Origin of the sequence: Bradyrhizobium sp. CW1, from assembly GCF_023100665.1 — a bacterium.
GTDB classification, from domain to species: domain Bacteria; phylum Pseudomonadota; class Alphaproteobacteria; order Rhizobiales; family Xanthobacteraceae; genus Bradyrhizobium; species Bradyrhizobium canariense_D.
Map to the genome: position 1 here is coordinate 6,717,340 of NZ_CP064684.1, position 12,152 is coordinate 6,729,491.

Annotated in this window: 4 protein-coding genes and 7 pseudogenes; 4 read left to right on the forward strand and 7 right to left on the reverse strand. The window is 60.4% G+C overall.

The window, feature by feature from the left end:
- Window positions 1-342: 342 nt before the first annotated feature.
- Window positions 343-504, reverse strand: a complete 162-nt coding sequence (locus IVB54_RS32400; RefSeq protein WP_247776661.1) for a hypothetical protein — start codon at window positions 502-504, stop codon at window positions 343-345.
- A gap of 1,201 nt (window positions 505-1,705) precedes the next feature.
- Here IVB54_RS32400 and IVB54_RS32405 point away from each other — a divergent pair.
- Window positions 1,706-2,623: a TauD/TfdA family dioxygenase gene (locus IVB54_RS32405; protein WP_247776662.1), complete on the forward strand. Its 918-nt coding sequence runs from the start codon at window positions 1,706-1,708 to the stop codon at window positions 2,621-2,623.
- A gap of 311 nt (window positions 2,624-2,934) precedes the next feature.
- Here IVB54_RS32405 and IVB54_RS32410 read toward each other — a convergent pair.
- From IVB54_RS32410 to panC, 3 pseudogenes are all read right to left on the reverse strand, one after another.
- Window positions 2,935-3,624 (reverse strand): annotated as a pseudogene (locus IVB54_RS32410) (IS630 family transposase); the annotation flags it as partial.
- 40 nt (window positions 3,625-3,664) lie between these two features.
- Window positions 3,665-4,820 (reverse strand): annotated as a pseudogene (locus tag IVB54_RS32415) (IS30 family transposase).
- Between the two features lie 1,103 nt (window positions 4,821-5,923).
- Window positions 5,924-6,607 (reverse strand): annotated as a pseudogene (gene panC, locus IVB54_RS32420) (pantoate--beta-alanine ligase); the annotation flags it as partial.
- Between the two features lie 160 nt (window positions 6,608-6,767).
- Here panC and IVB54_RS32425 point away from each other — a divergent pair.
- Window positions 6,768-7,574: pseudogene (locus tag IVB54_RS32425) on the forward strand (IS5 family transposase); the annotation flags it as partial.
- A gap of 29 nt (window positions 7,575-7,603) precedes the next feature.
- Here the strand turns inward: IVB54_RS32425 and IVB54_RS32430 are convergent.
- Window positions 7,604-8,260: pseudogene (locus IVB54_RS32430) on the reverse strand (IS21 family transposase); the annotation flags it as partial.
- Window positions 8,261-8,406: 146 nt separating this feature from the next.
- On the opposite strand from IVB54_RS32430, the pseudogene IVB54_RS32435 reads away from it, so the two are divergent.
- Window positions 8,407-8,844 (forward strand): annotated as a pseudogene (locus tag IVB54_RS32435) (IS21 family transposase); the annotation flags it as partial.
- Window positions 8,841-9,653, forward strand: coding sequence for an IS21-like element helper ATPase IstB (istB, locus tag IVB54_RS32440; protein ID WP_247776663.1), 813 nt, complete (start codon window positions 8,841-8,843; stop codon window positions 9,651-9,653). The pseudogene IVB54_RS32435 and the gene istB, both read left to right, overlap by 4 nt.
- Window positions 9,654-9,777: 124 nt before the next feature.
- Here the strand turns inward: istB and IVB54_RS32445 are convergent.
- Both IVB54_RS32445 and IVB54_RS32450 read right to left on the reverse strand, forming a co-directional pair.
- Window positions 9,778-10,089 (reverse strand): annotated as a pseudogene (locus tag IVB54_RS32445) (transposase); the annotation flags it as partial.
- A gap of 61 nt (window positions 10,090-10,150) precedes the next feature.
- The gene (locus IVB54_RS32450) at window positions 10,151-12,094 is read right to left on the reverse strand and encodes a CocE/NonD family hydrolase (protein WP_247776664.1); all 1,944 of its coding nucleotides are present in this window, start codon (window positions 12,092-12,094) and stop codon (window positions 10,151-10,153) included.
- Between the last annotated feature and the right edge of the window lie 58 nt (window positions 12,095-12,152).

Sequence of the window (12,152 nt, forward strand, 5' to 3'; positions counted from 1 at the left end):
GATCGGTGGTGCCTACAAACAACATTCCAGCATTCGATCACCACGTCGCCATCAAAGGCCGTTCCACAGCCCGGCCTTGCACGGATCCAAAATCAAACCATTCTGCGCCACACTCTGTCGGCATCGTCGCATTCCTTGAACCCATCATAGTCCTTCGCAAACGAACTGGCCCTCATTCGCATCCCGCCGTGCGTCAACGCAGCTAGGGCGATTTCGGCATCAGCATAGCTTCGACTATGAGTCGGAGGACGGTCCCGCATTAACCGCAGGCGAAGTTGGCTCGTGCCGCTCAGTGCCCGATCGCGTAATTGTGGGCTCTATATGCTAAATCACCCGACAAAGTCAGTTGTGACGCGAGCTGCTGGACAATGAGCGCGTCACCGCTACACCAAGGTCGTGCTCGCGCGCGAAAAACATGCGATCGATCAGACGATGCTTGCCGTCGCGCCTTCCCACGTTGGACATCAACGGTTCGTCGGCTATCTGGACGCGCGGCTCGGCCATGATCCGTTACGGGTTCACAGACGTCGAGCCCCATGCATTAGGTGTGCGTCGCCCCCATTTTGTCATTTTGTCCGCATGCGCTTATGTATGAAGCCCGCTGAGGCGCAGCGATCTGCGAAGCGGTCACTGGCCCCAACATGCCCTCCTGCAATCACCGTCGGTTCGATGCCGACGGCGCCGTGAGGTGCGGGCTAAGGTTCAATTGGCACAACTGTCTTAGCTGCCTTCGTCCATCTTCTCGATCTAATCTAAACCACAAGTCGCCGAGAACGTTGATTGATCTCTCGACCGAGACTTGACAGCGACGTGATCAGAACGGGCCCTCAGCATAGCCTTGCTGCCTAAAAAAAGGTTCCTTCGAAACAGGGATTGCCGCCCGCCCCGGCGGAACTGTGTCGAGTTCGGAACATGTACGTCTCAAACTGCACGTCGTCCGGCACGCCCCACCGACGCGCGAGCGCGATTGCAGCGTTGGCCTGAGTGAAGTAGCTGCCTGGGTTGGACAAAGGCGCCCTCCTGCGATCCGCGACGAGGACATACGGCACCCATTCCGCTATGTCTTCGGCCCGCCAACGCGCTGATGGCCACCGCCTCGCTCTGCCTTTGCTTTGATCACGGGTGCTGCTCATGTGCGGGGGGCCCACCGGGCTAACCGCGCTCGTCCTATCCACGACGAGACAAAATTGTGTTGAAACACACGCGCGTGTGCAGACTGTACGAAGATGAGACGTTCCCTCGTAATTTTGATGGGTTGAGTTTTGGCTGTGGCGAATGGCACGATGCTTGCTGAGGTCGTCCTGTAGGAGGCTCGAACCTGAATGCGTCATCCCTCACCCGCCCCTCCGCCCAAGCGTGAAACCTTTGTTGGACCGACTGATTCCACCATCCCGAGCCAGCTGAGCGAAGCGGCATCATGAGCCAAGAGATACTATCGCCTGTGATCCTACCACGGGGGCACGAGTCGCGGTTCGGCCGGTTCAGCAAAACCGAAGACCTCGCCTACCGCACACGCGGGGGCCATCGACTTTCGATCTGGTTGTTCGACACGTGGATCAACTGCAAATGCCCGCAGCCGAGCCGCACGAGAGTCTAACAACGGTGATGACACGCTGTAAGCGCCCGAAACTGGCGTTCAGGCAGTTGTGCCGCGGCTGATTAGAACAGATTTGTCTCGCAAAGAAGTAACCTGGAGCATACCGCGATGAGTGAAACGGCTTGGATCGATAAAATTGTACCGCGCGCCGACGTCGTAAAACGCGCAGCTCGCATCGGCGCTGAAATTAGGAACATCAAGCTGTCAGGCGATTTGCCTGACCAAACGATTGCCGCGATCAATGACCTACTGCTCAAGCATAAGGTTATCTTCTTCCGCGATCAGGGCCATCTCGATGACGCAGAGCAGGAGCGTTTTGCCCTTCGTTTTGGAAAGCTCGTGCCGCACCCAACGCTCGGTGCTAGCAAGGGAACGGCATCGATCCTAGAGCTTGATTCTGCGCGGTTTCGGGTCGACTTATGGCACAGCGATGGGACTTTCATGGGGGCCTATCCCAAGATTACGGTGCTGCGAGGCGTCGTAATCCCGCCATTCGGAGGCGATACCGTCTGGTCAAATACGGCTGCAGCCTATCTTGCCCTACCGCAGCCGCTGCAACGGCTTGCCGACGAGCTCTGGGCCGTTCACACCAATGACTACGGGGTTAGGCCTGGCACCAGCGATGTCGATAAAAAATATTATGACGAGGTCTTCACTAGCACAATCTATGAGACCGAGCACCCCACGGTGCGAGTTCACCCCGAGACCGGCGAGCGGGCGCTGGTGCTGGGTTATTACGTGCAGCGTTTTGTTGGAATCCCAAAATATGACGGCCAAAAGCTGTTGGATCTCTTGCAGTCTCACGTCACCGCGCCCGAAAACACCGTGCGCTGGAACTGGAAGGAGAGCGATGTCGCAATCTGGGACAATCGCGCCACGCAACATTATGCCGTCAACGATTACGGCGACGTGCGTCGAATCGTTCGTCGCGCCACGATCAATGGCGATCTGCCCATCAGCGTCGACGGTCGGTGCAGCGTAACCCGCGTCAAAACCAACAAGCAGGCGCCGGCAAGGATTACCTAGCGCGTTTCGCGGATTGCACTGAGATCGACCGGTCATTGGCTGCGGTGCGCCAAAGGACGCACTGCTCATGCTCGATACGCTTGGCGCGGCAAGAGAACGTTCATGTGGCGCAACGGATGTCGTTTTTTGCAGATCCTTATGAGACCTGTGCCGACGTGGTAGCTGATGTTGGGTCCGCTGTTGGACCTCAGATAATCGATTTGGCGGTCGGTGAAGTCGTCTTTGAACGGCCAATATCCGTCCGCGAAGGAGCGATCGCCGCCAGTGACCTAAAGCGAACCGATACGCCCGCTACTGGCTCTGCACAGTGATTATGACTCTTTGAAAGTGGCGGGATAGGCGCGACCCATTTTGGTGCCAGCCTTGTCTCTTGTGAATATCCATTTGATGGGTGGGCGGGCGGCATTTCGTTCCCGTTCCCAGGCGGTGATTTCGCGGCGCAGTCGCTTGGGGTCGTTGAGCCTGCGATCCAGGCGCTGGCCTCGCAGAACGCCGATTTCGATGTCGACCATGTTGAGCCAACTTGCGTGCTTGGGGGTGTAGTGGAACTCGAGCCGCCGCAAATTCGCCTGGCTTCTGCGCGTGGGAACGGCTGCCACGGCGCGCCGGCGGAGTGGGTCGACAAATTCTCCTGAACGGCCCGGATGATCTCGGCGTCGGGATAATCGATGTCGACGAGATCACGCATGCAATGGGCGTAGTCTCTCGCCGCTGCCCGCTCGGTGACCTTGACCTTGCGCCAGGGACGATGCACGTCGAGAAGAACGAAGAGATTGACGGTGCCATTGCGACGATACTCGTAATCGTAACGTTCGAGCCTGCCGGGCTTGGCCGGAATGGGCAGACGCGCCTCGCCCATAGTTGCACCGGGCTTTCGTCGAAGCACACCACTGGCCATCTGGGCTCGGTCGCCTCGGTATAGAGCTCGAGCACATCCTCCATGCGGGGGACGTATTCGCCGTCGACCTTGGAATGCACCACATGTCTTTGCGCCAGGGCTGGGCGGATTCAAATGGTCGTCGCAACACCAGTTATTTTCACTCATAGCAGCAATTCGTCAAGCGCCTCCGCCGGCGTTTTTCAGCCTAGTGTCTTTCTCGGTCGAGCATTGAGGGCCGCTGCCACAGCGGATATCTCCTCGGCGCTGTGGATGCTCAGGTCTGTGCCTTTCGGGAAGTACTGCCGCAGCAACCCGTTGGTGTTCTCGTTAGTGCCGCGCTGCCAAGCGCTTTGCGGGTCGCAGAAGTAGACCTGGATACCCGCATCGATCTTGAGACGATCGTGCTGAGCCATTTCGGCTCCCTGATCCCAAGTCAGCGAGCGACGCAGTTCTTCGGGTAAGGTGATGACGGTGCGCGTGATCGCGTCGCGCACGGCTTCGGCCCCGTGTCCCGCGAGCGCAGGTCCGTTCTTCACGCGCGGAGCTTCGCCATGCCCCGCCAACCGGGGAAGGTGCAATAGCATCGTGAAGCGCGTCGTGCGCTCGACCAGCGTGCCGATTGCCGAGCTGCCAAGACCGAGGATGAGGTCTCCCTCCCGGCACTGCTCGATCGGCAGCTTCAGCAGGGCGCTCACTGATCATGATCTCGGGGGTGACAAGCCCTTGCCTCGCCTGCGTACGCGCGCTCTGGGCATCCGTAATACACGCCCTGTTCGCAAGCAGGCCGTCAGCTCGCGGTGCAGCGCCCCACGGCCCTGAACGAAGAGAGCTTGATAGATAGCTTCGTGGCTGATGCGCATCGTCTTGTCGTCCGGGAAGTCGATCGGCAAGCGTCGGGCAATCTGCTCAGGGCTCCAGGCTTTGGCCCATCGCCGATCCTTGCGTGGGCCATGCCGGCGCCCCTTCCACGGAACGGCGGGACCAGGAACGGGAGCGCCGGTCGGGGCTACGACGCCGCCAGCAAGTCTCTCCTCCACATAAGTGCGCAAGGTCGCATTGAGCGCAAGCTTGGTCGGCTTGGGTCGGCGGGCGGATCGATCCGAATGCCATTGGGCAGTTGTTGCCCGATACTCCAACCCGCCGCCGCGGGTGGCCGCGTTGCGCCGCAGTTCACGGGAGACTGTCGAAGCAGCCCGCCCCAGGCGACGTCCAATCTCCTGTATGGAATGGCCCTGCACCTTGAGAAGTGCGATCTCCTCGCGCTCAATCAACGAGAGGTACCGCCCGGAGAGCGCCTTTTGCCGAAGATCGGAACATCGCTGGTGGCATGCCGCCCGCCTTTCGGAACAATCTGCTTCCGAGAGGTTGTGACAATCCAGCTTCGAGCGCAGCATCTTCGCTGCTCAACCCCGCGGCAATCGCCCGCCAAAATCTATTCTGTTCATTGCGTCCCGCAACGGACGGCCGTCCTGGCGATGGCAATGGGGCTCTTCCCGCGCGCCGATCGACGCCTTACAACGTTCATCGCAACCTCCTCTGGTATTGCGACGACCATTTGAATCCGCCTTGGTTGCCTAAGACATTGCTGCCGTGCCCTCCTTAAGAGCATAGTTGTGCTGGCTCTTGCTCGGCCACGCCAGTCTGGAGGAAGCGCCATCCGTGATGGAATTCGGCGCCGGAGGGTTCTTTTTGTCGATTTTCACCGCCATGGCTGTGCAATCTATCGCTACTCAGCAGACTGTCAATTTTCCGCCACAACGCGAACCGATCTCCGGGCGCAGCTGTAGCGGACGTTCCACTACAAACGGGCCATCTGTTTATGTTCGATCGTTTTTCATTCTTTGAGATTGCCTTTAAGCGTCTTGGGCGAAGCTGGTGATGGTCCATCTGCACGAGCGAGGGCACGCCGGTTATAGCAGACTCACGAAGCAGTCGAGCCGCCGCCAGATACGAAGCGAACAGAGCGTTATTTCTGCTGCTAAGCGCGCCAATGGGCCCGCCTGTGTAAGTTTCGTCACGCCGAGCTGGCGAGCGGTGTCGGTCACGGCGTTGGCTCCGACGTCATTAGGCCCCGGTCTGTGAGTGGCCATGTCAATGACCGTGTCCAAGTCCTCGTATTATGCTGAATGCATCTAGGAGATGTCGATGAAGCAGAGCAAGCAAAACGAGAGACCAGGTGGCAGCCTCCCCGGCAAGGTACTTGGTGGAAAGACGAAAAATTGACCGCGACGATGAAGCGCCGTGCCCTCAAGATACAGAAATCTGAGCGACCGGATCCGCCATCTCAATGAGGACGGCTGCAGGCCTGCTGGCACTAAGCTCGTCGGGGGCGGCGCAACGATGGCTCGGTTCTTCTCCGATCTCGCCTCTCTGCACCTGCTTGCTTTTCCAGGGTGAGAGACCCACCGACTGGGAGCTTCCTATCTCCTAGCGGCGCCCGGATCGAGCAGGACGTTGTCGATAAGCCGGGTCGAGCCAACATAGCCTCCTGCACAAATGGCCGCCGGACGCGATAACGGGTTCGTGGCCGGCTTTAGCGTTTCAGCATCGACGATTTAGAGGTATTGCAACTTACCTAGCGCCTCCAGGATTCGCCGGACAATCGATAGCATCCGGCCGGCATCGCGCTCTCCTTCGCGAAACTCGGTTTCTGCCGCGAGCAGGCCTCGGCTGATCGCCAATGCACGATTGCGCTCCGGCGCGCTGAGATAGCGATTTCGGCTGCTCATGCGAGGCCATCCGGCTCGCGGACTGTTGGTCTGGCGACGATTCGATCGGCAGATTGAGATCAAAGGTCATGCGGCGGACGACTGCACATTGCTGCAGATCTTTCTGCCCGAAAAACGAGACATCCAGACATCCGGCTGAACCATGTTGAACAGCTTGCAGACAACGGTCGCAACGCCGCGGAAATGGCCGGGCCGGAATGATCCGCAGAGAGGCTGTGCGAGTGCACCGGGTTCAACAAAGGCATCAAACTGAGGCGGGTAGACGTCCCGCACCTCCGGAGCAAAGAGGACGTCGACTCCTGCCTCCCGGCAAAGTTTTTCATCGCGAGGGAAGTCTCGAGGATAGGTGGTGAGATCTTCCTTCGGACCAAACTGTATAGTCGTCCGTGAAGAAATCCCAAGCTGTTGATTTGGAATCCAGAAACCGCATTTTGCCGTCGCTGGCTTTGCTGGAAAGCGGGCTTTTGGATCGGGATTCCTTGCACACCTAATTTGTGATTCACTCGCCTTTTGACTGCTTTGGCGAGGGGATGCGATGCGGCCACGGGAGCGGAACGAGAGGGGAGAGCAGGATCTTTTCCGGTCCCGGCTCGATCAGATCATCGACATGAAGCATCCGCTGGTGGCGCTGGGGCGGACGGTGGATTGGAGCTTCCTGGAGGAGCGGTTCGGCGAGGTCTACACCGATGATCCCGGGCGGCCGCCGCTGCCGACGCGCTTGATGGCGGGGCTGGCGATCCTCAAGCACACCTACTACCTATCCGACGAGGTGCTGTGCGAGCGTTGGGTCGAGAACCCCTATTACCAACACTTCTGCGGCGAGGAGTTCTTCCAGCACCGGCTGGTGTTCGATCGCTCGTCGCTGACGCGCTGGCGCCACCGCATGGGCGAGGAGCGGCTGGCTGCGCTGATCCAGGAGAGCCTGTTGGTTGCCACCAGGACCAAGGCGATCAAGCCATCCGAACTGTCACGGGTGATCGTCGACACCACGGTTCAGCCCAAGAACGTGACGTTTCCCACCGATGCGAAGCTTTTGAACCGGGCGCGCGAGAAGCTGGTAGGGTTGGCGCAGCGCCACGCGGTGGATTTGCGCCAGTCCTATGCGCGCGTGGGCAAGCTCGCCCTGGTCCAGCATCAGCGCTATGCCCACGCCAAGCAGTTCAAGCGCGCCAATCGGTTACTGAGGAAGTTGCGCACCTATCTCGGCCGCGTGATCCGTGACATCGGCCGCAAGATCGACGGTGACAGCGGGCTCGAAGCAGCGTTCGCAAAGCTGTTGCCGCTGGCGCGGCGCGTCCACGAGCAGCAACAGCGTCAACGCGGGCCGAAGATCTATTCCCTGATCCGAATTTGCTGCGGCGTCTGCGCGTCCACGGCGGCCTTGAGATTATCGCAGACCACGAACTTCGGCACGCCGCCGAGGTACCTGAACAGGCTGGCATGCACGCCGATCCAGTCGGACAGGCTCTCGCTTGGGGAGGCCTCGGCGTAGGTATAGTTCGAGGCCCCCATCGCCGCGACGAACAGCTTCATGGCGCGCACTTCGCCGGTGATGGGATCGAAGATATCGATGGTGTCGCCGGCGAAATCGACGAATACCTTCTCCCCACCGGCGTGGGTCTGACGCATGCTTGGCCGGGCCCGCTGCTTCCAGGCCTCGAACGTCGTGCAAAACCAGGTATAGCCAAAGCCGTCCGGATTGGCGGCGCGATACTCTTCCCACAACAGCAGGCGCGTCACGCTGCGGCGGCGCAGCTCCTTCTCGACATAAGCCCAATCCGGTGTCGGGCGCCGGTCGCTTTGCGAGGCTGCCGTCGGCGCCGGAAACAGCAGCAGTTCAAGGTTCTCGTCGTCCAGGCCCTCCGGCAGCGGCCAGGTCAGCCCCGCAAGGCGGGCGCGACGCACATAACCGTGTACGACCCCATTGCTCACTCCCAACGTCCGCGCGATGACGCGCTCGGTCAGGCCCTGGTGCCTCAAACGTAGAACTTCTCGGATCCGGCGCATCGACAATCTCTCGGTAGGCATCAGGCTTCCTCATTGGTTGAATGAGAAATCCGTAGCCCGGTTGAGTTGTCGGTCGAAGCGTCCGGCACCGCCAAACGTTGCTCACGATCGCCTGAAATCGCTGCTCACGATCCTCTGAAATCGTTGCTCACGATGCGCTGAAATCCGTGCTCACGATCCCGCGAAACGCGCATGGGCGGCCGCATCCCAACGGCAAGCACGACCAGGTCGTCGATTATCGGCACGTGATCCATTCCTTGCGGCGCAAGCCAATGGCGCTGCTCAATCTCGTCTACCGTGATCGGCTGTTCCCGCGCGATGCCTATCGCCGAACCTTCGATTGCTTGCGCGAACGGCTGCCGGACAGGAAAGCCTGCCGGATCATGGTCGATCTGCTCGCACTGGCCCATGAGCGCGGCTGCGAGGCCGAACTCGCCGATCAGCTCGCGACCGAGCTTGATGCCGGCCGACTGCCCGACCTCAACCGGCTGCGCGCTTACTTCTCTCCCGATCCGGCCTGCGTGCCGCACGTCGTGGTGCAGCTCGCACCGCTCGCCACCTATGAGTGCCTCATCGGTGCCGGCGAGATCGGAGGTGCCGCATGAGCACGGCCAACACCATTGACACCGCGCGCCTCAATCTATTGCTCAACGAGTTGCGGCTGCCAGCCATCAAGGTGCTGTGGCCGCAATTTGCCGAGCAGTCCGACAAGGAAGGCTGGCCGGCGGCGCGCTTCCTCGCCGCCATTGCCGAGCACGAGATCGCCGAACGCGGCCGCCGCCGCGTCGAGCGCCATCTCGTCGAGGCGCGGCTGCCCGCCGGAAAGACCTTCGACAACTTCGACTTCGAGGCTGTGCCGATGATCTCCAAGGCGCAGGTGACCGCGCTCGCCGCCGGCGATGGTTGGCTCGGCAAGGGCGCCAATCTGCTGCTGTTCGGCCCGCCCGGCGGCGGCAAGAGTCACTTGGCGGCAGCCATCGGCCTGGCCCTTATCGAGAACGGATGGCGCGTCCTCTTCACCCGCACCACCGATCTCGTCCAGAAGCTCCAGGTGGCGCGGCGCGAGCTCAATCTCGAGGCCGCCATTAACCGCCTCGATCGCTTCGACCTCCTGATCTGCGATGATCTTGCCTACGTCACCAAGGACCAGGCCGAGACCAGCGTGCTGTTCGAGCTCATCAGCGCTCGCTACGAGCGGCGTTCCATGCTGATCACCGCCAATCAGCCCTTTGGAGAGTGGAACAGGGTCTTCCCGGATCCTGCTATGACGCTCGCCGCCATCGATCGCCTCGTTCACCACGCCACCATCGTCGAGATGAACGTCGAAAGCTATCGCAGGCGCACCGCGCTCGAGCGGAAGCGTGGTCCAGGGCGACCATCCTCGCACGCGACACCAAAAACACTCGCTGATTGACGCTCCGCGACAATCAGAGCGAACAAAACTCTTGCGCGCGACAATCATCGCGGCAATCATCACCTCGCCGCGACACCGACTCGCCATCCTGATTGTCGCGCGCTTCCCATCCAGATTGTCGCGCTATAACCGCATCGCTGCCGCCGACAAGTCGGTCCGCCTGGTTGAGCAGCTCTGTCTCCAGCGGCGTCGCGTCCCAGACACCGTCCGCAATGAAACGGTGCAACTGGTCGTAGTTGCTCGTGGCAAGGCGTTCCGCCATCGGCTGAATGCTCTTGCGATCGCCAGGACCGATCAGTCCCGCAACATACAGAGGACACATCCGCTGTCGGGTCTTATGACCCAGCCGGTCCAAGAACGGCCTCAGCCAGCGTTCGAGTTCGTCTTCCCATCCCGGGATGGTCAGCCCTCCAAGAGCCGACCACCCATGAATCATTGAAAAATTGATTCGGGAATCCTATAAAACGGGACAAAATCAACAATCTGCCAAAGAAGTGCTAGTGCCATTCACCTTTGAACATGGGGCAGCCGTCCAACATGACCTCGCCATTCATGACAGTAGTCTCGCGTGTGAATCGACTACGAGTTCTCACTTCAATACGTTCACCTGCAGGTAGGCGAATATCGAGGCGCGCCTCACAGTGCGCGGCGGCGGCATCTGGCCGTGCTGCGGAGGTATTCGCACGCACGAACTGCTGGAAGCGGAAGGTGGTTCCGGTCGCAGTGCGAAGCTCGCTGGTCGAGCCGATCTCCACGGAGACTGCACCCGTAACCGCGTCCCGCTCGATCTTCCAAATCGGCGGCTCACCGGGTGCGTGCCATGGCCTGCGGCGGACGGTCGGATCGGGGATCGGCAATGCGAGCCCGTCTATCGGCTTGGCAGTTTCTGACACGACTGGCAGCCGCACGAGTGAGCCGCGGAGCTGCACTCTCAGGGTGGGATTGGTGCGAAGCGGCCAGATGAATGGGAAGTCCGAGCACGCGATCGCGAGTCGCAACCGATGGCCTGCGGCAACGAAGTACGACGTTGCCCAGAGTTCAAGGCGGTATTCAGCCATTGCGCCGCGCTCAACTGGCTGAGCGCGCTCTAACGACTCGCGGTTGGCGGCGGATAACCATCCAGTCGTGATCAACGTGGAGCGACCGTCCGGCGCGACCGCGTTGAGCTTGGCTACCAGTTGGAGTTCTTCACCGTCCTCTAGCGCGACGTGCAGGATCGCCTCGGGCGAGCCGGTGATCTCGATCCCCTGATCGAGCGGGGCGCTAGTGTAAGTGAGCGAACGCAAGTCGTCGTACGCCTGCTCCAACGGATACCCGACGCCCATCTGAATCATGTCAGGTAGCGTCGCGGCCGTACCGACCGTTGGGTCAGAGCGGTATAAGTCACCGCTTCCGCTCTGCGTCGGTGCTACACCAAGTGCGTGTCCAGGTTGTAGGTGCCAATCCTGCATCTGCGTGCGGGCGATTGGCCATTCCCTCTCGTGCTTCCAGCGCTCAGCCCCCTGTACGTAGAGGGTGACCTCCGGTTCGGAAGGAACGCCGTTCTCCTCGCCCTTCAGCCAGTGATCAAAGAAGCGTTGTAGTTCGTGCAGGAAGTCGACCGGCGCCCGCACCGACAGGTCAGGAAATTGATGCAACCACGGACCCATTAAGAGCTTCCTGCGGCCCCCCACGTCCCGATATAAGTCCACCATCGCTTGAGGATAAAAGTCCCGCCAGCCGCCGATGGCGAATGTCGGGACCTTGATTCGCTCCGTCGGGATCGGCGTAACCTCGACCGGCTTTTCATCGACGTCGCCGTACCGCTTGTGGAAATTCCGTGCACCATCGCGCTTGAGCCGATCGAGCCGTTCGCGCCAAACACGCATCCATCGTCCCTCATGGTCCTGAAAGGTCGGTGGCGCAAGGTCAAGCGCTAGCATCATCGCCAACCAGCTCGCGTTGCCGATACAGATCTTGCATCCGCCCGGTGCAAAGTCCTTGCGGCGGCCGGATACACCGTACATTGGAGCAATCGCCTTCAAGTGTGGCGGCTGTTGCGCTGCTGCGGCTAGCGAAAGGGTAGCGCCGTAGGAAATACCCCACACTCCGACGGAGCCGTCGCACCAATCCTGCCCCGCTGCCCATTCGACGACTTGCGCCGCGTCTCTCCCCTCTCTCTCGTAGTCGAAGTCGGCCACCCCCTCGGAGCCGCCAGTCCCCCGCAAGTCGACCAGCAGAGAGACGTATCCGCGCTCGGTGAAGTAGCTGCTCGCGTGCGCATGCGATGCGCCCGTGCGATCATCCTTACGGTACGGATAGAAACTTGCGACAGCGGGATACTTTCCCGGAGCGGTCGGTAAGCAGAGACTCGCTGCGAGCTGGACGCCATCGTTGAGCGGAATCAGGATGTTATGCACCCAGCGCAGGTCATATACACTATGATCTTTCGCACGTTGCATCGTCCATCTCCTCTTATGCCCGAAGTATCTAGATGCTAAGCTACGCCTGGAATTTAAT

Excerpts from the sequence above, each read along its gene's own strand:
- IVB54_RS32400 (WP_247776661.1), bottom strand. The coding sequence starts at position 504 with ATGGCCGAGCCGCGCGTCCAGATAGCCGACGAACCGTTGATGTCCAAC.
- IVB54_RS32405 (WP_247776662.1), top strand. The coding sequence starts at position 1,706 with ATGAGTGAAACGGCTTGGATCGATAAAATTGTACCGCGCGCCGACGTC.
- istB (WP_247776663.1), top strand. The coding sequence starts at position 8,841 with ATGAGCACGGCCAACACCATTGACACCGCGCGCCTCAATCTATTGCTC.
- IVB54_RS32450 (WP_247776664.1), bottom strand. The coding sequence starts at position 12,094 with ATGCAACGTGCGAAAGATCATAGTGTATATGACCTGCGCTGGGTGCAT.